The 21,671-nt window shown below is 69.7% G+C and carries 17 protein-coding genes; 7 read left to right on the top strand and 10 right to left on the bottom strand.

The genetic code is table 11. From position 1 onward, the window contains the following. Positions 1-10 precede the first annotated feature (10 nt). From G6N28_RS06420 to G6N28_RS06390, 7 genes are all read left to right on the top strand, one after another. Positions 11-364 carry a Fe-S protein gene (locus tag G6N28_RS06420; protein WP_163898298.1) on the top strand — a complete coding sequence of 118 codons (354 nt, stop codon included), beginning with the start codon at positions 11-13 and terminating at the stop codon, positions 362-364. After that, positions 361-1,110: an SDR family NAD(P)-dependent oxidoreductase gene (locus G6N28_RS06415; protein ID WP_456093976.1), complete on the top strand. Its 750-nt coding sequence runs from the start codon at positions 361-363 to the stop codon at positions 1,108-1,110. Before G6N28_RS06420 ends, G6N28_RS06415 begins: the two co-directional genes overlap by 4 nt. A gap of 4 nt (positions 1,111-1,114) precedes the next feature. Continuing rightward, entirely contained in the window at positions 1,115-1,567 is a 453-nt protein-coding gene (gene cynS / locus G6N28_RS06410) for a cyanase (protein ID WP_163898295.1), read from the top strand. A gap of 93 nt (positions 1,568-1,660) precedes the next feature. Then, positions 1,661-4,075: a nitric-oxide reductase large subunit gene (locus tag G6N28_RS06405; RefSeq protein ID WP_163898292.1), complete on the top strand. Its 2,415-nt coding sequence runs from the start codon at positions 1,661-1,663 to the stop codon at positions 4,073-4,075. Next, on the top strand, positions 4,072-4,704 hold the full coding sequence (locus G6N28_RS06400; RefSeq protein ID WP_163898289.1) for a hypothetical protein: 633 nt from the start codon (positions 4,072-4,074) through the stop codon (positions 4,702-4,704). Before G6N28_RS06405 ends, G6N28_RS06400 begins: the two co-directional genes overlap by 4 nt. Further along, positions 4,704-5,519, top strand: coding sequence for a slipin family protein (locus tag G6N28_RS06395; protein ID WP_163898286.1), 816 nt, complete (start codon positions 4,704-4,706; stop codon positions 5,517-5,519). Before G6N28_RS06400 ends, G6N28_RS06395 begins: the two co-directional genes overlap by 1 nt. Next, positions 5,512-5,805, top strand: a complete 294-nt coding sequence (locus G6N28_RS06390) for a hypothetical protein (RefSeq protein ID WP_128108311.1) — start codon at positions 5,512-5,514, stop codon at positions 5,803-5,805. The genes G6N28_RS06395 and G6N28_RS06390 overlap by 8 nt, the downstream gene beginning before the upstream one ends. Here G6N28_RS06390 and G6N28_RS06385 read toward each other — a convergent pair. The 10 genes from G6N28_RS06385 to recC all read right to left on the bottom strand — a co-directional run bounded on the left by G6N28_RS06385 (position 5,802) and on the right by recC (position 21,663). Beyond that, positions 5,802-6,833 carry an esterase family protein gene (locus tag G6N28_RS06385; protein WP_407665007.1) on the bottom strand — a complete coding sequence of 344 codons (1,032 nt, stop codon included), beginning with the start codon at positions 6,831-6,833 and terminating at the stop codon, positions 5,802-5,804. The two genes, G6N28_RS06390 and G6N28_RS06385, sit on opposite strands and share 4 nt — an antisense overlap. Positions 6,834-7,190: 357 nt before the next feature. Further along, positions 7,191-7,769, bottom strand: a complete 579-nt coding sequence (locus G6N28_RS06380; protein ID WP_163898280.1) for a YdcF family protein — start codon at positions 7,767-7,769, stop codon at positions 7,191-7,193. Positions 7,770-7,841: 72 nt separating this feature from the next. Further along, a complete protein-coding gene (locus tag G6N28_RS06375) occupies positions 7,842-8,579 on the bottom strand; it encodes a TspO-related membrane protein (protein ID WP_179962027.1) in 738 nt (245 codons plus the stop codon). Between the two features lie 41 nt (positions 8,580-8,620). Next, positions 8,621-10,429, bottom strand: coding sequence for a sulfatase-like hydrolase/transferase (locus G6N28_RS06370; RefSeq protein WP_163898275.1), 1,809 nt, complete (start codon positions 10,427-10,429; stop codon positions 8,621-8,623). Next, positions 10,422-10,865, bottom strand: a complete 444-nt coding sequence (locus G6N28_RS06365) for an SRPBCC family protein (protein ID WP_163898273.1) — start codon at positions 10,863-10,865, stop codon at positions 10,422-10,424. Before G6N28_RS06365 ends, G6N28_RS06370 begins: the two co-directional genes overlap by 8 nt. After that, the gene (locus tag G6N28_RS06360; RefSeq protein ID WP_163898270.1) at positions 10,852-12,123 is read right to left on the bottom strand and encodes a metal-dependent hydrolase family protein; all 1,272 of its coding nucleotides are present in this window, start codon (positions 12,121-12,123) and stop codon (positions 10,852-10,854) included. The genes G6N28_RS06365 and G6N28_RS06360 overlap by 14 nt, the downstream gene beginning before the upstream one ends. 47 nt (positions 12,124-12,170) lie before the next feature. After that, positions 12,171-13,226, bottom strand: coding sequence for a tartrate dehydrogenase (locus G6N28_RS06355; RefSeq protein WP_163898268.1), 1,056 nt, complete (start codon positions 13,224-13,226; stop codon positions 12,171-12,173). Between the two features lie 300 nt (positions 13,227-13,526). Beyond that, a complete protein-coding gene (gene recD / locus G6N28_RS06350; protein WP_163898266.1) occupies positions 13,527-15,185 on the bottom strand; it encodes an exodeoxyribonuclease V subunit alpha in 1,659 nt (552 codons plus the stop codon). Continuing rightward, the gene (gene recB / locus G6N28_RS06345) at positions 15,182-18,418 is read right to left on the bottom strand and encodes an exodeoxyribonuclease V subunit beta (protein WP_163898264.1); all 3,237 of its coding nucleotides are present in this window, start codon (positions 18,416-18,418) and stop codon (positions 15,182-15,184) included. Before recB ends, recD begins: the two co-directional genes overlap by 4 nt. Further along, on the bottom strand, positions 18,418-21,663 hold the full coding sequence (gene recC, locus G6N28_RS06340) for an exodeoxyribonuclease V subunit gamma (protein WP_163898261.1): 3,246 nt from the start codon (positions 21,661-21,663) through the stop codon (positions 18,418-18,420). The genes recB and recC overlap by 1 nt, the downstream gene beginning before the upstream one ends. Positions 21,664-21,671 lie beyond the last annotated feature (8 nt).

Here is a 21,671-nt window from a genome sequence, read left to right as displayed (position 1 = left end):
CTTTGGCGCCATGGACCTACTACGCGACGTAGTTGTACTGCTGCACATCGTGGGGTTCGCGGTGACCTTCGGGGCCTGGGTCGCCGAAGCCGCCGCTGCCCGGTTCCGCGCCACCCGCGCCATGGACTACGGGCTGGTGTTGTCGCTGATCACCGGGCTGGCGTTGGCGGCGCCGTGGCCGGCGGGCATCGAACTGAACTATCCGAAGATCGGCGTCAAGCTCGTCATCCTGATCGTCCTCGGCGGGGTGCTGGGCATGGGCAGCGCGCGCCAGAAGCGCACCGGCGAGCCGGTGCCGCGGCCGATGTTCTGGTCGATCGGGGTGCTGTCCTTCGCGGCCGCCGCCATCGCCGTGCTGTGGTGACGCTCACGGATAAACGACCGACCCCCCGGCTTTACGCCGCAGAAGGCGCCAAGGTGATCGTCCACGGCCGCAACGCCGAGCGCGGCGCGAAGACGGTGCGAGATATCGAAAACGCCGGCGGCAAAGCACGATTCATTGCCGCCGATCTCGCCGACGCCACCGATGCCCGTCGGTTCGCCGATGCGGCCGGCGACGTGGACGTCCTCGTCAACAACGCCGGAATCTATCGCTTCGCGGCCACCGCCGACACCACCGACGCCGACTTCGACGAGCAGATCAACACCAACCTGCGCGCGCCCTACGTGCTGGTGCAGAAGCTCGTGTCGGGCATGATCGCGCGCGGCGGCGGCACCGTCGTCAACGTCAGCACCGTGGCGGCGAGCACGCCCGCCGCCGACGCAGGCATCTACGGCGCGAGCAAAGCCGGTCTGGACTTGCTGACCAAGCTGTGGGCCGACGAGTTCGGGGCCAGGGGCGTACGCGTCAACGCCGTTTCGCCTGGGCCGCGCAATGGCTTTGGGCCGAACGGGCACACCGGAGGAGATCGCCAACGCCGTGACGTTCTTCGCCTCACCGGCCGCCAGCTACGTCAACGGCGCGATCCTGACCGTCGGCGGCGGCCTACCGGCGATCCGCCCCGCCGCCTAATCCGGTTCGCGAGACGTACACCCAGGGCCGCGGATCGTCCGCGATCGCGACCCTGGTGTACGTCTCGCGAAATCTCGGTGCGAAGAGCGGCACGATAGGGACATGACCCGAGAAGAAATTACCCAGCAGATCCTCACCGCGCGCCTCGCCAAGGGCCTGACCTGGCAGCAACTCGCCGACGCCATCGACAAGCCCGTCGTGTGGACCACCTCCGCGCTGCTCGGGCAGCACCCGATCCCGGCCGAGTCCGCACGCACGCTCGTCGGCATGCTCGGGCTCGACGAGTCCGTCGTACCGGTCCTCGCCGCGGTGCCGATGCGCGGCGGCCTGCCCACCGCGGTGCCCACCGACCCCACCATCTACCGCTTCTACGAGGCCCTGCAGGTCTACGGCGGCGCGATCAAGGAGCTCATCCACGAGGAGTTCGGCGACGGCATCATGAGCGCAATCAACTTCAGCGTCAACGTCGAGAAGAAACCGCACCCGTCCGGGGACCGCGTCGTCGTCACGTTCGACGGCAAGTTCCTGCCCTACGACTGGACCGCCGCCGACTGAACCGCGCCGGAATCGCCAACATCCCCAATATCTCAACGCTTAGGGCTATTTTGACCATCAGAACGCTCTGAATCTCAACCCCGGGGGTTTGGCATGACCGAGCAGTTCCTGGAACCTCGCCCGACCAAGGCGGAGCTCGCGATCTCGAAAGGGTGGGTCCAGGGCGTCGCGCTTGTCATGGTCTTCGGCTTCCTGATCATGGGCGTGCTCGCGGCGCGGACCTACACCGACTCGATGCCGCTGCCGCAGCGGGTGGTCGGCCCGGACGGCCAGACGCTGTTCACCGAACAGCAGATCACCGACGGCCAGCAGATCTTCCTGCGCCGCGGGCTGCAGCAGTACGGCTCGGTGATGGGTCACGGCGGCTACCTCGGCCCCGACTACACGGCCGAGTACCTGCGGCTGTCGGCCGACCACGTCGGCGACGCGCTGCGCGACCGCGGCGTGCAGGATCCCACCGCCGCCGTCGTCGAGATGATGCGCACCAACCGCTTCGACGAGGCCACCGGCACACTGCAGTTCACCGCCGAGCAGGCCGCCGCCTTCGAGCGCATCCGCGACCACTACGCCGAGATCTTCGGCACCGACTCCACCAAATACGGCCTGATCCCGCGCGTCATCACCGACCCGCAGGAAATCAACGACCTGACCGCGTTCTTCGCGTGGACCGCCTGGGCTTCGGCCGCCGAGCGGGAAGGCCACTCCTACTCCTACACCAACAACTGGCCGCCCGAGCACCGCGTCAACAACACCCCGACGGCCGACATCCTGGTCTGGTCGGCGATGTCGCTGGTCGCGCTGCTGGCGGGGCTCGGCGCGCTGTTCGCCCTCTACGGCCGGTGGAGCCGCAAGATCGGTTGGCACGCAACCGAAACCCCGTCGCTGGCGTTCCGTCAACCCGGCGAGGTGCAGATCACGCCGTCGCAGAAGGCCACCGCCTGGTTCTTCCTCGTGGTCGCCGTGCTGTTCCTCGGCCAGGCGGTGCTCGGCGGGGCGATCGAGCACTACCGCGCCGATCTGAGCAGCTTCTTCGGCATCGACCTGGCCCGGCTGCTGCCGTTCAACCTGGCGCGCACCTGGCACGTGCAGCTGTCGCTGTTGTGGACGGCGGCGTCCTTCCTGGCGGCGGGAATCTTCTTGGCGCCCATCATCTCCGGGCGCGAACCGCGACGGCAGCACTGGCTGGCCTACGCGCTGCTCGGCGCGCTGTTCATCGTCGTGGCCGGCACGTTGACGGGCACCGCGCTGAGCACCTTCGGCGTGGACTGGGCCAAGGGCTCGATCTTCTTCGACCAGCAGTGGGAATACCTTGACCTGCCGAGGTTCTGGCAGATCCTGCTGGTTCTCGGGCTGTTCATCTGGATGGCCATCGTCTTCCGCTCGATCCGGTCGCGGCTGAAGACCGAGAGCAAGTTCAACATGCCGTGGCTGTTCTTCTACGCCGGGCTGGCCATCCCCGCGTTCTACGCGGTCGGGCTGCTCGCCGGCACCGAAACCCACCTGACCGTCGCCGAATTCTGGCGGTTCTGGGTGGTGCACCTGTGGGTCGAGGACTTCCTCGAGCTGTTCACCACGGTCATGGTCGCCTACATCTTCGTGATGCTCGGCGTGGTGCGGCGCAAGATCGCGATCCAGCTGATCTTCCTCGACGTCATCCTCTACTCGGCGGGCGGCGTGATCGGCACCATGCACCACCTGTACTTCTCCGGAACTCCGGTGGAGCACATGGCCCTTGGCGCGTTCTTCTCCGCGCTGGAGGTCATCCCGCTGACCTTCCTCACCGTCGAGGCGTGGACGTTCCTGCAGCTGGGCTCGCGTCAGCAGTCCCGCAGCAGCGCGCCGTTCCCGCACCGCTGGGCGGTGATGTTCCTGGTGGCGGTCGGCTTCTGGAACTTCGTGGGCGCGGGCGTGTTCGGTTTCCTGATCAACCTGCCGATCGTGTCCTACTACCAGATCGGCACGGCGCTGACCGCCAACCACGCGCACGGCGCGATGATGGGCGTGTACGGCATGCTCGCCGTCGGCCTGGCGCTGTTCGCGCTGCGCTACATCATCCCGGCCGACAAATGGCCCGACAAACTGGCCAAGATCTCGTTCTGGAGCCTCAACATCGGGCTGGCCTGGATGGTGTTCGCCACGCTGCTGCCGCTGGGGGTGCTGCAGCTGTGGCATTCGGTCAACGACGGCTACTACGAGGCCCGCTCGCTGGGCTATATCGCCCAGCCCGGCAACGCCGTGCTGGAGTGGCTGCGCATGCCCGGAGACTTCCTGTTCATCATCGGGGGCGTGCTGCCGTTCCTCTGGATCGCCTGGCTCGGTGTGCGATACGGCATCAAGGCGACGGCCAGGACGCTGCCGCCCGAGACGCTGTTCGTCGAGGAGCACGCCGAGGCCGAGGAGGACCGCACCGGCCTGGCCACCGCGGGCGGCGGCAGCAGCACGTCGCGCTACGCCTCGGACCGGCGCCCGCCGGCACCCGATGACCGTGACACCGGGGCGAGCCCGTGACCGTGGGCATCGAGGCCGCCACCTGGCTGACCATCGGCTACGCCGCGCTGCTGGTCCTGATCGCCTACGGCATCGACACTTTCGCTCGGCGCGCGGCGGCCGCGGTGGAGGGGCACCGCAACGGTCCGTTCGTCTACCACGAGGACCACGATGCCTGGCTGTGCCCCGAGGACCAGTGGTTGTGGCCGACGTCGTTCGACCCGGACAACCGCGTCATGCGCTACCGCGGTAGCCCGTCGATCTGCAACGCCTGCCCGGTCAAGCAGACCTGCACCACCTCGCAGGACGGCCGCGAGGTCAGCCGGGCGATCGACAGCTGGCCCGCATCGGAGGCGGCCCGGTTTCACCGCGGAATCGCCTGCGCCGTCAGCGCTATCGCGGTCATCTGGCCGCTGGCGATGGCGCTGGCCGCCGACACCGTGCCCGAGGCGCTGCTGCTGATCGGGAGCGCGGTGGCCGCCGGGCTGGTGTCGCTGCCGCTGTGGTCACACCTGCGGCGCACCCCGGCGGTGCCCGACGGCGTGGTGTTCCAGTCGCTTGACGACAACATCGAGGAGCGAAACCGACTGGCCGAAGCGGAACTTCGTCGTCGCACCTCATACGCATCCGATCGTCGGGAGCCACGCTGATGGGCGCCTGGGTGGTCGTGATCGTCTTCCTGGCCGTGGTGCTGCTGGGCGTGGGCATCGCGTCGCTGCGCATCATCAAGGAGTACGAGCGCGGGGTGGCGTTTCGGCTCGGGCGGCTGCGCGGGCCGCTCGGGCCCGGCATCGTCGTCGTGCTGCCCGGCATCGACAAGCTGGTCCGCGTCGACCTGCGCACGGTGACGCTGACCATCCCGCCGCAGGAGGTCATCACCCGCGACAACGTCACCGCCCGCGTCAACGCCGTCGTGCTGTTCCGGGTGATCGACGCGACGAAATCCGTGATGGCCGTGGAGAACTACGCCGTGGCCACCTCGCAGATCGCCCAGACCACGCTGCGGTCGGTCGTCGGGCGCGCCGATCTGGACACCCTGCTCGCGCACCGCGCCGACCTCAACGAGGACCTGGCCGCCTCGATCGCCAGACAGACCGAGCCGTGGGGGATTCAGGTCGAGGTGGTGGAGATCAAGGACGTCGAGATCCCCGAGATGATGCAGCGCGCGATGGCCCGCGAGGCCGAGGCCGAACGCGAACGCCGCGCGAAGGTCATCAGCGCGCACGGCGAGCTGCAGGCCTCCACCGAGCTGCGCGACGCCGCGATGACGCTCAGCGAGAGCCCGGCGTCGCTGCAGCTGCGCTATCTGCAGACCCTGCTCGAGCTCGGCGCCGACCAGAACTCCACCGTCGTGTTCCCCATCCCGATGGACATCGTGCGTCCGTTCCTCGAAAGCACCGAACGCCCAGCCGATTCCACGGGTGACGGTGTTTCGCATATCAGGAGAGTGAGGTCCGATGACTAGCGCCCCACCCGATCAAGAACCTCTCGACGACGGACGTCCCGTCGTGCTCGAACCCACGCCGCCGGGGATGTGGCCGACCCTTCTCGGGTTGGCGGTCGCGGTGCTGGCCCCGCTGTTCGGCTTCCTGGTCGGCGGCATGTTCGGCCCGGGCACGATCGGCGACACCGTCGACCCGATGTTCCTGTCGCTGTTCACCGGCATCGTGATCGGCGGCATCGGCCTGCTCGTCGCGTTCGCCGGCGGTGCCCGGTGGTGGAAGCACCTGCACCGGCAAGGCGAGGCCTAACCGACCGGCGCCGGCGCGGGAAGAGCAGGCGGCAGCGCGGGCGGCAGCATCGGCGCGCCCGGCACGGGCACGGGCGGCGGCGGGGGAGGCACCGGCGTGGTGAGGATCCGCACCAGATCCGGTTTCATCGCCTGCAATTGGGCGCCCCAGTAACCCCAGCTGTGCGTGCCGTTGGGCGGGAAGTTGAACACCGCGTTACGCCCGCCGGCGGCCAGGTACTTCTCCTTGAACTCCTTGTTGGTGCTCAGCGTGATGTTCTCCAGGTACTGCGCGCTGAACTGGGTGCCGAAGTCGCCGCCGGCGTCGAGATCGCTTGTCGCGCCGTTGCCGCAGTAGATCCACAGCGCCGTGCGGTTGGCCACCAGCCGGTTGATGTTGAGCATCGGGTCGTTGCGCTGCCAGGCCGGGTTGTTGGGCGGGCCCCACATGTCGACCGCCTCGAAGCCGCCGGCGTCCTTCATCGCGAACCCGATCAGCGTCGGCCACAACCCCTTTGACGGGTTGAGGTAGCCCGACAGCGACGCGGCGAAGATGAACTGCTGCGGATACCACGCCGCCATCGTCAGCGCCGCCCCGCCCGACATCGACAGGCCCACCACCGCGTTGCCGCGAGGGTCCTGTCCCTTGTTGGCCGCTAGCCACGTCGGCAGCTCACGCGTCAGGAACGTCTCCCACTTGTATGTGACGGTGCCCTCGCTGCCCTTCGCCGGGGCGTACCAGTCGCTGTAGAAGCTCGACTGCCCGCCGACCGGCATCACCACCGAGATCCCCGACTCATAGAACCACTCGAACGCCCCGGTGTTGATGTCCCAGCCGTTCTCGTCCTCGCGGGCGCGCAGGCCGTCGAGCAGATACACCGAATGCGGTCCGCCGCCCTGGAACTGCACGATGATGTCGCGGCCCATCGCCGGCGACGGCACGCTCAACCGCTCCACCGGAAGCCCGTCGCGCGAGTACGCCGCCGCCTGCGGCGCGACGACGGCACCAGCGGCGGCCAGCGTCACCGCGGCGCCCACCACCGCGCACACCCGGCGCGCAACCTGCACGAATCCGTTCGTCACCGCGCGAAAGTAGCAGCCACGCCGTCGGTGTCCGTGCCCCCGCGCGGGGCAGTGATCACCTTGTTATCTCGCCGTTGGCGCCGAGATAGCAGCCACGGTTGTCAAACCCGCCGGATCACGACCGTGGCTACTCACTCGGCGGCGGGCCGCTGGCCGTTGGCGCCGAGATAGCAGCCACGGTTGTCAAACCCGCCGGATCGCGACCGTGGCTACTCACTCGGCGGCGGGCCGCTGGCCGTTGGCGCCGAGATAGCAGCCACGGTTGTCAAACCCGCCGGATCGCGACCGTAGCTACTCACTCGGCGGCTCGCCGATACCACCGGGCTAGCGCACGTTGATGAACGGGCTCATCACGTCGTGTACGAACTGCACCACGTTGGTCTGCGGGTTCTCATCGGGAAAGCTCACCGTGGCAAGGATGTTGGCGCCCTCGTTGATGAATGTAGTGTCCGCGCGGTCCTGGTGCGACGACGACGTGACCAGGATGATGCCCGACGTGTCCGCCTCCTCGGCCAGCGGCACCGAGAACCGCGCGTTCTGCACGGTGCTGTTCGCCTTGTCCTCGACGATGATCCGGTGCGGCGGAAAGCCCAGCAGCGTGAGCATCCGGCGCATCTGCGCGGCCTCGGTGATGCCGTTGCGCGGGTTGCCGCCGGTCACGATGACCGGCGACTGCGGAAAGAACTGCGCCACGGTCAGCCCCATCAGCACGCGACGACGCAACACCGGGCGCATGGTGCCGTTCGGATGGAGGCCGTACCCCAGAATGACGATCGCCGGCTTGGAGAAGTCCTTCACCGCGGCCGTCGGCTGCGCCTGCGCCACTGTGGGCGAAAACTCTCCGACGACGACGGCGACTGACAGCGCGACCGCTACCAGCGCGGCCCTCCAGCGACGACGCACACGGCCTCCCCGACTCCGAACGGCACCTACGTCAAGATCATCGCCGCGCGCCGCGCGGGTGTTACGGAACCGTCAGACCCGGCGTCGGTGCATCGCCGTCACCGCCGCGACGAGCACCAGCGCCGCGGCCAGCATCGCCGTCGTCGCCAACACCGCACTGCCGCGCTGCGCAGCACCAATGGCGATCGCGACCAGCGCCCACAACACCCCGGCCACATACGCCGGCGTCCCGCGCAGCATCCGCGCCAGCCCGACCGCGAACGCCGCGGCCGCGACCAACACCGCCAGCTGCCACCACACCGCCGTGGCCGGCACACCGCTGTCGATCAGCGCCGCGGCGACGTTGGCGAACACCGCGATGCTGCTCCACCCCAGATACAGCCCGAACGTCGCCGTCGCCAACACCGCAAGCCACCGCGCACACGTCAGGTCATGGCTGCGGCGCACCAACAGCCGCATGATGTGGCTGAGCGCCGACACCATCAGCGCGAACACCGCCACGCTGACCCACAGCCAGCCCTGCGCGGCCACCAGCAGCCACACGCTGAACCCGGCGAACACCACGCTGGCGTCGACCAGCACGCGCGTCTCCCACCACGCGCCCAGCCCGAACCGCAGCACCGCCAGCATCGTCGCCGCGCTGAGCACCGTGATCAGGCCCCACAGGCTGAACGCGTAGCCGGCCGGGGTGATCAGCGCCGCGTTCGTCGCCCCCGACTCCAGGAAGTCACCCGCCACCGCCTGGGTGACGAACGGCGCGGCCAACTGGGTCAGCGCCAAGATCGCCGCGATCCACCGCCACGTGGTCACCCGCGGCGAGTTTCGCCTCGGCGTGGTGTGGGTCGCGTTCGTCAACTCGGCAGCACCCCGATCCGCTGCAGCGCGCCACGCACCCCGCGGCCCGGTTGCGGGGCGCTGCGCGACGCGTACGGCCACGGGTTGTGGCGTTCCGGAATCGACGCCGCCCGAGCCTGTTTGAGCTCCATCCGCAAGTGCTGACGCAGCTCGTGCAGGGCGGGGTCGTCCCACCGGTTCTCGGATTCGGTCGGGTCCGTGGTCAGGTCGTAGAGCTCCCACTGGTCGTCGACCGGCTCGCTGCGGTAGGTCTCGCCGCCCAGCCCGCTGGCCGACAGGTGACGCACCCCCGGCTCCGTCCACGTCCCCGGATCGTCGAACGTGCGCACCAGCTTCCACAGATGGCCTTCGCCGCCGGGCACGCCGTCGACCTGCACCACGAGGCCCTCGAAGTTCGACCCCACCCACGCCGGCACCTGGATCCGCAGCGGCGCAGGCGGTTTGACGGTCTGCTTGAGCTGACGCGCCAGCCCGGACGCCAGCGTGTCGCCCTCCAGGACGTTGTCGCGGGTCATCAGGTACACCGGCCGCGACTCGTCGGCGGGTTCGCCGTCGACCACCGGCATCAGGTTGCGGCCCGGCAGCGGATGCACCTCGCTGAACGTCTCGGCCAGCTTGGCCGCCGCCTCATCGACGTCGACCCCGGCCGCGCCGAGCAGCGTCGGCACGATGTCCACGTGCGACGTCGGCGCGGTCACGGTGCGCGCGGTCGTGGCCGCCGACCCGATCCGCGCCACCACGAACGGCACCCGGGTCGCCTCGTCGTAGAGGTTGAACCACTTCTGGTGCAGGCCGCCGTGGGCGCCCAGCAGATCGCCGTGATCCGACGTGCGTACCAACACCGCGTTCTCGGAACCGCCTTCGGTGACCGCGCGGCGCACCCGGTCGATCGGGGTGTCCACTTCGGCGTGCAACCGGTAGTACAGGTCGCGGTAGGTCTGGGCGTTTCGGCTGTAGATCCGCTCGATCGCGGGCGCGACCCCGTAGCCCGAGTAGTACGACTCGCGGTAGGCGATCTGGGCGGCCGGCTTGTCGCTCAGGTCCTCATCGGCGGTGGGCGCCTTCGGAATTGGCGGCGGATCCAGCGGGGACGACGAAATCGGGCTCCTGCGCGACCACAGCGGGAACAGCACGATGTCGTGCGGGTTGACGAAGCTGGCCACCAGCAGGAACGGCCGCAGCGCGTCGGGGTCGCCGGCGCGGCGGCGCTCATACCGGTCGGTCAGCCACGCCACCACACGGTTGGCGATCAGCGGGTCGCGCCGGATGCCCGCGTTGGCCAGCGGTGCGCCGTGCGGCTCCGGGCCGACCCATCCCGAAAAGCCAAACGGTGCAAGCGGATCGGCGTCGAGGTACTGCTGCACGGCGGCCGGGTCGACGACGCCGTCCGCGTCGTTGGTGGCCAGCGGTTCGCCGGTCGCGGGGTCGATCAGGTCGGCGTGGGAGATGTGCCACTTTCCGTCGTAGTGGGTGTCGTAGCCGGCGGCGCGGAACCAGTTGCCCAGGGTGGGCACCTCGCCCTTGCGCAGCCAGCGCATGCGGGTGTCGTCGGCGGTCTTGCCGATGCCGTCGGTCTGGGTGACGCCGTGCAGGTCGGGGTACTGTCCGGTGAAGATCGTCGGGCGGCTCGGCACGCAGGCCAGCGAACCGGTGTAGTGCCGCTGGAAGCTGACGCCGTGCTCGTCGAACCACTTGCGGCCCTTAAGCGTTCGGTCCCGCCACGCCAGGACCTCGGGCGCCTCGTACGGCGGAACCGCGCGTTCTTCGTCGGTCATGATGATGACGATGTCGGGACGCTCAGACACGTGCTCTCTCCATTCGTTTCGCCAGCCCGGCCAGCATCGACGCGTTTTGGTGGGCCAGCATGCGACAGATGACGCGTTCGGCCAGTTGTTGGTCCGGCCGCGAGCCGATCTCGACCGTGCTGGTCAACGTCACCGTGGTGTCCTCGCCCTCGCGCCGCAGGGTCCAGCGGTTGGTGAGCTCACCCATCTGCTTGGGCAGGCCCTCGATCTCGTAGGCCAGGGTGTGCGGCGGGTCGAACTCGACGATCGTCTCGACGAGGGTGTTGCGCCCGACCTGGACCCGGCGCGCGGTGCCGAGCGGTTTGGCCCGGCTGACCAGGATGCATGAGTGCTCGACGTTGTCGACCCATGTGCTGATCGCGCCGAAATCGGCCAGTACGTCCCAGATTTCTTCGATCGGCGCCGCGATGGTACGGGTGCGGTCAATCGTTGCCACGGGTACCAATATCGCACGTGTTCTTCACGATCGTGCCGTCTTTAAGGATCAGCGCCAGGTTCTTCCCGGAGTCGCCGAGCACGCTCAGGTCGGCCAGCGGGTCACCGTCGACCAGCAGCAGGTCCGCCCACGCGCCCGCGGTGATCTCGCCCAGCCGCGCCGACTTGTACGGGTCGCGCTCGCCGGCCATCCGGAACAGCTCGGCGTTGCCCGAGGTCACCATCTTCAGCGCCTCGAGGTTGGTGAAGTATTCGCTGAGCCGGACCATCATGTCGCTCTGGCGGGCGTCCTGCTCGGGCTCGAACAGCAGGTCGGTGCCCCAAGCCGTTTTGACCCCATGCTTTTTCGCCCACTCGTAGACCTGCACGGTGCCGCCGCAGATCTCGCGGTTCTTGGCGGCGCTGTCTTCGCTGATGAAAAGGTGGTCGTGTTCTTCGAACGGCTGCATCGACAGCCACACGCGGCGCTCGGCGAGCAGCGCGACGGTGGCCTCGTCGGCCAGATGGCCGTGCTCGATCGACTTCACCCCGGCGTCGACGGCCCGGCGGATGCCCGCGACGTTGTAGACGTGCGTGGCCACGTACGTGCCGTAGTCCTCGGCGGCCATCACCGCCGCCCGCAGCTCGGCCTCGGTGAACTGCAACGTGTAGAGCGGGTCGTACAGCGACGCCGCGCCGCCGCCGGCCATCAGCTTGATCTGCGAGGCGCCCAGCTTGAGCTGTTCGCGCACCGCGGCCAGCACCCGGTCGGGGCCGTCGGCGACCCGCATGAAGCCGATCTCCTCGGCCCGAGACTCCTTGCCGCCCAGCGCCGTCGGCGTTTGATACACCCAGCCGAAGTCGCCGTGCCCGGCGGTCTGCGAGACCGCGGCCTGGCTGGGATAGATTCGTGGGCCGACCGCGAGGCCGTCGTCGATCACCTTCTTCAGGCCCGCGGTGTCGCCGGCCATGTCGCGCACGGTGGTGAACCCGCGCAGCACGACGTCCTTGGCTTTGGCCAGCGACATCGCGGCGAGCTGGGTTTGCGACGCCATGACGAAGTCGATCAGCGTGTTGGCCATCCCGACGAGGTGCACGTGCGCGTCGGTCATGCCGGGCATCAGCGTGCGGCCGTTGCCGTCGATGACCGTGGCGCCGTCCTCGCTGATCGGCGAGGTCTCGACGGCGGCGATGGTGCGGCCGTCGACCAGCACGTGCCCGGAGGTCGGGCGGTCGGACAGGCCGTCGAAGATCTCGACGTTCTTGATCAGCAGCCGCATGCGTCCAAGTTAGCGATTTCGGCGCGCTTATGGACCGTGACGGGCGATTAGCGCGCCGAAATCACCCGCGTGACGAGGGCCTGCGTCACGTCGGCGGTCGAGGCGCTGCCACCGAGGTCGGCGGTGCGGGTGTCGGGGCTGGCCAGCGTGGACTCCATCGCGGCCAGCACCTCGGCGGCGGCCTGCGGGTGCCTGAGGTGTTCGAGCATCAACGCCGCCGACCAGACCGCGCCGGCCGGGTTGGCGACGCCCCGGCCTGCGATGTCGGGGGCCGAGCCGTGCACCGGCTCGAACATCGACGGATAGCGCTTGGTGGGGTCGAGGTTGGCCGACGGCGCGATCCCGATCGACCCGGCGACCGCCGCAGCGAGGTCAGAAAGGATGTCGCCGAACAGGTTTGAGCCCACCACGACGTCGAAGCGCTGCGGTTGCAGGACGAACTTGGCGGCCAGCGCGTCGATGTGCTCGCTGTCGAAGCGGACGTCGGGGAACTGCTCGGCGCGTTCGGCCACGATCTGGTCCCAGAACGGCAGGGTGTGCACGATGCCGTTGGACTTGGTGGCCGACGTGACGTATCCGCGCCGCTTGCGGGCGAGTTCGAACGCGAAGTCGGCGATGCGGCTGATCCCGGCGCGGGTGAACACCGACTCCTGAACGGCCATCTCGTCGGGGAAGCCGCGGTTGAGCCGGCCCCCGATCTCGCTGTACTCGCCCTCGACGTTCTCGCGCACGACGACGAAGTCCACGCCGTCGGCCTGCCGCAGCGGGCTCGCGACGCCGTCGAACACCCGGATCGGGCGCAGGTTGACGTACTGGCGAAACGCCCGCCGGATCGGGATCAGCAGCCCCCACAGCGACACGTGGTCGGGCACGCCGGGCCAGCCGACCGCGCCGAGCAGGATGGCGTCGAAGCGGCTGAGAGTTTCGATGCCGTCGTCGGGCATCATCGCGCCCTCGCGTTCGTAGCGTTGGCAGGACCAGTCGAATTCGGTGTAGGACAAGTCGATTTCGTGTTTGGCGGCGACGGCGTCGAGCACGGCGCGTGCCGATTCGATCACTTCCGAACCGATCCCGTCCCCGGGGATGACGGCGATGGAGCTCATCCGCCCAAACCTAGCAGGCTCTCCCGCCGCTCCCTCTTGCCGCCGAGTGTGGGCTCGTGTCACGCCAAACGGCGCGTAGGTGTGCGGGTAACCCACGTTCGCGGCGATGGGCGTTCCCTCTGTGCGCTTCACCCGCCGAGTGTGGGGTCGACGCACGCTTTACGCCGCGAAGGTGTGCGGGTAACCCACGTTCGCGCCGACAAGGGGGTGGGCCTACCCGTCGTGCGCCGAGTGTGGGCTCGACGCACGCCAAACGGCGCGTAGGTGTGCGGGTAACCCACGTTCGCGGCGAGAATAGCCTCAGCCGGCGAGGCGGTGGGCCAAGCCCGACGCTCGCACCGCCCGCCGCTCGATCGCCGCCCTCACCGACGCCTCCGGGCCGACGACGCGCACCCGCGACTTGGCCCGCGTCACCGCCGTATAGAACAGCTCGCGGGTCAACAGCCGCGAGTCCTGCGGCGGCAACAGCACGGTCACCTCGTCGGCCTGGCTGCCCTGCGACTTGTGGATCGTCATCGCGTGCATGGTCTCGACATCGGCCAGCCGGCTGGTCGCGAACTCCGACCGCGACGTGCCCGCGATCACCGCCCGCAGCACCCCGTCGCGCTGCACCGTGACGCCGGTGTCGCCGTTGTAGAGCCCGAGCCCATAGTCGTTGGCCGTCACCAACACCGGCCGGCCCGCATACCAGTCCGACCAGATCGGCTCGCCGGTGCGTTCGGCCAGCCACCGCTCGACCTGATGATTCCAGTACCGCACGCCGTACGGGCCGCGGCGATGCGCGCACAACAACCGGTGCTGCTTCACTGTGGCCAACGCCGCGGTGTCGTCACCCAGGATCGCTGCCTGCCGAAGCTCAATCGCCCACGGCACCAGTATCTTTCGCAAGTGCTCGGCGGGCTCGTCGGTGTCGGCCCATTCGATGTGGGCATCGCCCGCACGCAACACCTCGACGGCGGCATCGGCGTCGCCCGCCCGGATCGCCGCCGCCAGCGCGCCGATCGACTCGCCGAACCGGTGCGACGTCTTCAGCTCCGCGATCCGCTGCGCCCCCAACCCGTCCACCAGGTCTGCCAGCACCGCGCCGGCCTCCACCGACGCCAGCTGGTCCGGATCGCCCACGAGGATCAACCGCGCATCCGGGCGCACCGCCTCCAGCAGCCGCGCCATCATCGTCAACGACACCATCGACGTCTCGTCGACGACGATCACGTCGTGCGGCAACCGATTTGCCCGGTTGTGCCGGAACCGCGCCGACGTGTCCGGCCGGCTGCCCAGCAGCCGGTGCAGCGTCGTCGCCTGCAGGCCCGCCAGCGCGGACCGGTCGGCCGCCGACAGCTTGTCGACCTCGGTCTGCACGGCCTCCTGCAGCCGCGCCGCGGCCTTACCCGTCGGCGCCGCCAACGCGATCCGCAACCGGGTTCCGCCCGCCAACAACGCCAGCAGCCGCGCCACCGTCGTCGTCTTGCCCGTACCCGGGCCGCCGGTCAGCACCGTCAGCCCCTGTGACAGCGCCACTTTCGCCGCAGCGCGCTGCTCCTCGAACCCCGCCGGAAACAGCCGGTCGACATCGGCCGACGCCCGCGCCGGCTGGGCGGCCAGCATCGCCAGGATGTCGTCGCAGACCTGCTGCTCCTCGCGCCAGTACCGGTCGAGGTAGAGCAGTTTCCCGTCGACGCGCAGGGCCACCCCCGTCAGCGGGCTCGCCCGCACCGCCGCCGCCAGCCCCGATACCTCCACCTGCGCCTCGGCCGACGGCAGATCCAGGCACACCGACCCGCCCCGCAGCGCCCGCACCAGCAGCGCGACCGCCAACGCCACCCGCTCGTCGGACTCGCCCGCCAACTGCGTCAACCGTTGCGCCACATGCACATCCGACGACTCGATCAGCTCGTCGTCGGTGAACCTGCGCAGCAGGCCCCTCGCGCTGACCGCCCGTCGCCACTCCACGCTCGTCATGCCAGCAACTCCGACAGCTCGACCGTCAGCGCCGCGGGCGGCCTCCAACTGAACACCCCCGCGGGATGGCCGTCGACCAGCGGGGTCTGCGGCCCGCACATCCCGCGCAGGAACAGGTACAGCACCCCGCCCAGATGCCGCGACGGGTCGTAACCGGCCAGCCGCCACCGCAGGAACCGGTGCAGCACAACGCTGTACAGCAGCGCCTGCAGCGGATAGTCCGAATGCAGCATCGCCTCCACCAGTCGCGGCTGCCCGTAGTCGGCGGCGGTCAATGGCCGCGACGGGTCACCCAGCCAGTTCGTCTTGTAGTCGACCACCAGATAGCGGTCGTCGACGCGCAGCACCGCGTCCACCGAGCCCGACAGGTATCCCTTCAACGGCTGTCCGCCCAACGCCGCGCCGGTCAGCCGATCGGCGTACGACGCCAGCGGGTCGTCGGCGGGCAGGTGCGTTCGCAGCAGCTCACCGACCGCGCGAAGGTGCCCGCCACCCAGCGGGAACTCGAACTCCATCTCACGCATGCGGTCCCGCAACCCGATCTGGCGCAGCGTCTTTCCCGGCGCCAGCGGACCCAGCGGGGTGTCGTGAATCGGCACCATCGCCGCCGCCAGATCCTCGGCGTTGACGTCGACGGGCCACCACACCGAGTGCTCGACGATGTGGGCCCGAAGCTCGGTTTCGAGGTCGGGTGCGAACGGGTCGGCGGTCTCCAACACGGCGTGCACCAGCGAGCCGAACTTCGCCCCTGTCGGCAGGTCGCCCATCGGCGACGGCACATCGGAGCCGACCGGCGAGGTCACCAGCGGTATCTCGGCGACCTCGTCGTCGAGCTCGTCGACCTCGGGCTCGCTGCTCACCGGCGTCGCCTCCGCGGCGCGGATCAGCCCCGAGTACGACGTGCGCCGCCAGGACGTGTCGATCGAGCGGTGAAAATGCCTGGCCGCCAACGTGTCCGGCACCGACGGGCGCGGCAGCGGCTTGATCGGCCGCAACACCGACTCTTCGACGACCGGTCCGCCCGCGGCCTCCCACTCCTTGAACCGCGTCATCGCGTCGTCGTCGCTGATTTTCTCCGGCGAGCAGCGATGGGGTACCGCGGAGTCGCCGGGTCGACGGTCCCGCATCAGCCGCGACAGCCCGCCGTTGGGTTCGTTGAACGCCGGGGCCCACCACGCGACCACCTGGGCCTGTGCCCGCGTCATCGCCACATACGTCAACCGGCTGTCGTCGCTGGCGTCCTCGGCGACCCCCAGCCTGGCCACGTCGGCGTAGTCGGGGCTGTCCTTGCCGCCGACATGCAGACAGCGGGTGTCGCCCTCGTGGAACAGCACCAGGTCGGGCTTCGGCACGGACCGCTGAAACGCGAACGGCAGGTACACCACCGGAAACTGCAGGCCCTTGGCCGCCCACACCGTCATGACCTGCACGGCGGTCGCGTCGTGGTCCAGCCGCCGGAAGTGCTCCACCGCGGCGCTGCGTTCCTCGCGCTGGGCGCGCAGCCAGTCGCGCAGGGCGGGCAGGCTGAAGTGTTCGCGGTGCGCGGCCTCCTGCAGCAGCTGGGTGACGTGGGCCAGGTCGGTCATCAACCGCTCACCGCCCTGCCACGACAACACTCGGTCGCTCATGCCGTTGAGCTGCGCAGCCTCGAAGATCGCGGCCACGCCGCGCTCGCGGGCATGACCGGCCCACTCGCGCAACGTGTCCGCCACCGCGTCGGTGAGCGCGTCGCCGCCGCGCACCAGACCGTCGGCGGTCTCACCGAAGAACAGCGTCGCCGCGGTGGCGCGCACCATGCCGGGCCGGTGCGGCTGGTCGAACGCCTCCAACAGGCACAGCCAGTCGTCGGCGGCCTCGGACTTGAAGATGTTCGTGTCGCCGGTGTACACGGCGGGAATGCCCGCGTCGCACAGCGCCTGATAGCACGCGCGGGCATCATCGTGGCGCTCCACGATCACCGCGACATCGCGCGGGCAGAGGCCGCGGCCGTCGAACGTGGCGCCGCCGGTGAGCAGTTCGCTGATGTCGGCGGCGAGGTCGCGGGGAATGTGCTCACGCAGGTCAGCGATCGGTATCACCTGGGTTCCGTTGCGCCCGAAGCTCTCCCGTCGCACCACCCGCAGCCGGAACGGATCGCCGGCTCCCTTCAGCCGTGAACCCTGGTGGTGCGCCTCGACCGGATGCACGACGATGCGCGGATCGCCGAGCTCGGCGCCTTGCAGCACCGCCTGCAGCCGGCTGACCAGCGCGCCGTCGCTGCGCCAATTCTTGCCGAGCGTCATGCGCACACCCGCGGTCTCGGCGGCCTTGAGGTAGGTGACGATGTCGCCGCCGCGAAACGCGTAGATGGCCTGCTTGGGATCGCCGATCAGGATCAGGGTGGAGCGCCCGGAGAACGCCCGCTCGAGCACCTGCCACTGCACCGGGTCGGTGTCCTGGAACTCGTCGACCATCACGATCGGCCAGCGCCGATACATCCGCACCTGCGCGGGGGAGTCCGGGGCCGCCAGCGCGCCGGCCAGCCGGCTGAGCAGGTCGTCGTAGCCGAGAATGCCCCCGCGGCGCTTGCGGATTTCCAGCTCGGCCAGAACGTCTTTCGCGAACTGCACGCACACCGCGGCCCGTGAGTCCGGCTCCGGGTCCACCGGGCGTAACTGAGTGGCCGGGTGCTTGACCACCTCGCGGGCCAGGCGCAGCGCGTCGGCGTGGCTCAGCAGCGGGTCGTCGCGCTCGCGGCCGAAGTGGCGCAGGTAGAGGTCGTCGGCGATCTCGGTGACCAGCTCGTCGAGGCTGTCCACCAACGTCACACCCGCGTCCGTGTCCCCGGCCACCCCCAGCGAGCGCAGCACCATCTGACAGAACTGGTGGATGGTGGCGATCGTCGCCGCGTCGAAGGAGGCCAGCGCGTCCCGCAGCCGTCGGCATCGCGCCTCGAGTTCTGCGGGGTTGCCCTTCAGCAGCTGTTGGATCAGCTGGTTATCGCCCGCCACCGCAGGGTCGTCGAAAGCCGCGACGGCGTCGACGATTTGGCTCCGCACGCGGTCGCGCAGCTCCTGGGTGGCCGAGCGCCCGAACGTGATCAGCAGCATCTGGTCCAGCGTCGCCTCGCCGTCGGCGATGTAGCGCGTGACCAGCCCCGCGAGCGCGAACGTCTTTCCGGTGCCCGCGCTGGCCTCCAGCACGGTGGTCGAGCCCGGCGCCGGCAGCGGGCCCAGCAGGTCGAAGGCCTTCATCAGTCCAGGGCCTCCAGCATCGGCAGCCACAGCCTGCTCGCGTACGAGTCGAGCCCCTTGTCGATGAGGACCTTCAGCCATGCGCCCCGGCCCCACGTGCGCACGTGCGCGGGCTCCTGATCCTCACCCCGGTAGTTCTGGGTGCGCCACCGGTTGCCCGCCGCCCATTCGGGGTCGCGGCGACTGTGTTTGGCCTCCGCCCATGCGAACGACGTCTTGACCGGCAGCGGCAACGGCTCGCGACGGCCCTCGTCGTACAGCGCCACCAGGTCGGCCAGCAGTGCGGCGGCACCACCGGCGGGGGCGCGCAGCGTGTCCTCCCGCGGATTGGTGCCGTGCTTGCGCCTGCCGATGCAGACCGCCGACCATTCGCGGCCCGGATCGTGAACGGCCAACGCCAGCAACCGGATCCATGACGGCAGCAGGTGGCGCCCGTCCAGCTTGGAGTAGGTCACCGAGACCAGATGGTTCCGGAACAACGGGGACACGGTGCCGGTGAGCCGCCGCCCGGAGCCCAGGTCGATGTCGAGGTCGACGGCCCAGGGTTCGGCGCTGCGGTACGGTGCGGCGGCCTCGGCGAGCAGTGCCGCCTGGTCGCGGATCTCGGTGGCCTTGCGCCAGCCCAGGTTTCCCGGAGGCAGGGTGCCGCGGCGCCACTCGGCCTGGCGGGCCTCGTCGGGGTCCATGCCGCGCAGCATGTCGTGCAGCATCCGGTCGCCGACCGTCCACTCCTCGAGCGCGTCGATGTCGACCGGCATCGCGTCCTCGACGCCGTCGACCTCCCACGGCAGCGTGTAGTCCAGGGCCCGGTAGAAGCCCTTGACCGGATCGCGCAGAAACGCCACGAGGTCGGCGAGCACCACGTCGTCGGCGCTCGGGTCGGGCAGCGGACCGGAGATGAACGCCGGGCGTTCGTGTCGTTCGCCGCTTCGGGTCTGCGCGGCCCGCAGCACCGTCGGGTCGAACGAGAACGGCTGCTCGGGCACCAGCCCGCCGGGGATGACGTTGCGGGTGTCGAAGGGCTGCAGCGGGTGCTCGACGACCACACGCTTGCGCACGGGCTGCTCGGTGGTGAGGTCCAGCGCGTCGAGCAGTTCGGCCAGCGGCACCGCCGGCGGGCGCTGGAGCCCCGAGTACTCGTTGGCGCCGGTATAGGTGATCACCAGCGTCTCGGTGGCCGCGTTGATCGCGTCGAGCAGCAATTGCCGGTCTTCGGAACGGATGTCGCGCTCACCGGTCATCGGGTCGCGGGCCAGCGCGTCGTCGCCGCCGACGATGCCGTGCCGCGGGAACACGCCGTCGTCCAGCCCGACCAGACACACCACCCGGTGCGGCACCGAGCGCATCGGCACCATCGTGCACACCGTCAGCGTGCCGGTGCGGAAGTTGGCCCGCGTCGGCCTGCCGGCCAGATGCCGCTGCAGCAGCGCGCGGATGTCGGGCAGCCGCAACAGGGTGTCGGCGCGCGACCCGGCGCCGGCGAGCACGTCACCGAATTCGCGCTGCAACTGGCTGATCTGCCACGCGTCGGCGTCCCCGACATCGGTGAGCAGCTGGACACCATCGGTCAGCGCGGCCAGCCAGTCCTTCAACGGCCTTGCGCCGGTGAGGGATTCGGCGACCCGCTGTAACCGATCGACGTACTCGGCCAGCTTGCCCGCCAGCTCGACGCGGTTGCTGCTGACGTCGTCGAGCGGCAGCGTGGTGTCGATCCAGGCGTGCGAGTCGTCGGACATCGCCACCCCGGCGAGCACCCGGTCGATGCCGAAACGCCAAGTGTTCTGGATGAAGTCGACGCCGAACGGTTGGCGATGCTCGCGGTCGAAACCCCAGCGGATGTTGGCCTGGCGGACCCAGCGGGTGATGTCCTCGAGGTCGTCGTCGGTCAGGCCGAACCGGGCCCGCACCGGCGCGGCGTGCGCGAGGTTGAGCACCTCGCTGGACGTGGCCCGCCCGCCGGCCAGCGCGAGCAGCTGCGACGCGACACCGAGCAGCGGGTTGGTCTGGGTCAGCGCGCGGTCGGCGAGCTTGACCCGCAGTTGATGCGCCGGGTGCACGCCCTTGATCATGTCGCCGAGCCCGAAGCCCGCCACGATCAGCGGCGCGTAGGTCTCGATGTCCGGGCACATCACCAGGATGTCGCGCGGCTCCAGCGTCGGATCGTCGGCGAGCAGCCCGAGCAGCACCTCGCGCAGCACGTCGATCTGCCGTGCCGGGCCGTGGCAGCTGTGCACCTGCACGGAACGGTCGGATGCGTTGTGCACCCGGCCCTTCGGGCGCACCGCGTTGGCGGTGATGTCGGACTGCAGCCAACCCAGCAGGGTGTCGGGGCGTTCGGGGCCGGGCAGGTATTCGTCGGTGTGGGGGTCGGCGGGCAGGGCGCGCTGCAGCTCGCGCAGGTCGCGGCCGAGGGTGGCCAGCAGCGGGTGGTCGACCTCGCGGTGGCTGGTGTCCTCGCGGCGGGGGATCTGCCCGTGCACGCCCCGCAGCGAGGACCACAGCCGGTCGCTGGGATGCGGCAGCCACAGGTGCAGGTCGTGGTGGGTGGACAGCGCGCGCAGCAGCTCGATCTCGGTGCTGGGCAGCCGGGTGTGGCCGAACAACGAGAGGCGCTGCGGCAGCTCGGTGGGCGATTCCTCAAGCATCGCAACGGTTTTCGCATGTCGGATGTGCGGCGGGTCGGCGTCGACCTTGTCGAGCAGGGCCCGCCACAGCGGCGGTTGCCACAGCAGATCCGTTGGCACGTCGGCGTCGACGCCGTCTTCCCAGTCGACCAGCAGCTGCGGGCGCTGCCGCGCGTAGGAGGCGAACAGCCCGGCCAGCCGGCGCGCCACCGCGTAGCGGCGGCCCTGGCGCAGCTCCTTCTCCTCGCCGGCCTCGAAGTGGCCGAGGTGGGTGGCCAGCGGTTCGCACCAGGGCTCGGTGCAGCTGGCGTCGATCACCTCCAGCAGCGGCCACACCATGGCGTCGGGCGCCCACGGGTCGTCGGCACCGTTGTCGATGCCGAGCAACTCCGCGATCAGCGAGCGCGGGTTGCGAAACGCGATGCCCGCGCAGACCCCGTCGTCGCCGCCGGCCCGGCCCAGCACGTGCGAGAGCCGCTGGCTCAGCCAGCGCTCGATGCCCTTGGCGGGCACGATGACCAGCTCTTCGGCGAACGGGTCGGCCAGGGGATCCGACAGCAGTGCGCCCAGTCCGTCGGCGAGCAGGTCGGTGCGTTCAGCCCGATGGATAAACAGAGCCATCGAACCGA

It is taken from the genome of Mycolicibacterium pulveris, from assembly GCF_010725725.1.
In the GTDB taxonomy this organism is placed as follows: domain Bacteria; phylum Actinomycetota; class Actinomycetes; order Mycobacteriales; family Mycobacteriaceae; genus Mycobacterium; species Mycobacterium pulveris.
This window is presented reverse-complemented; position numbering and strand designations above follow the sequence as displayed.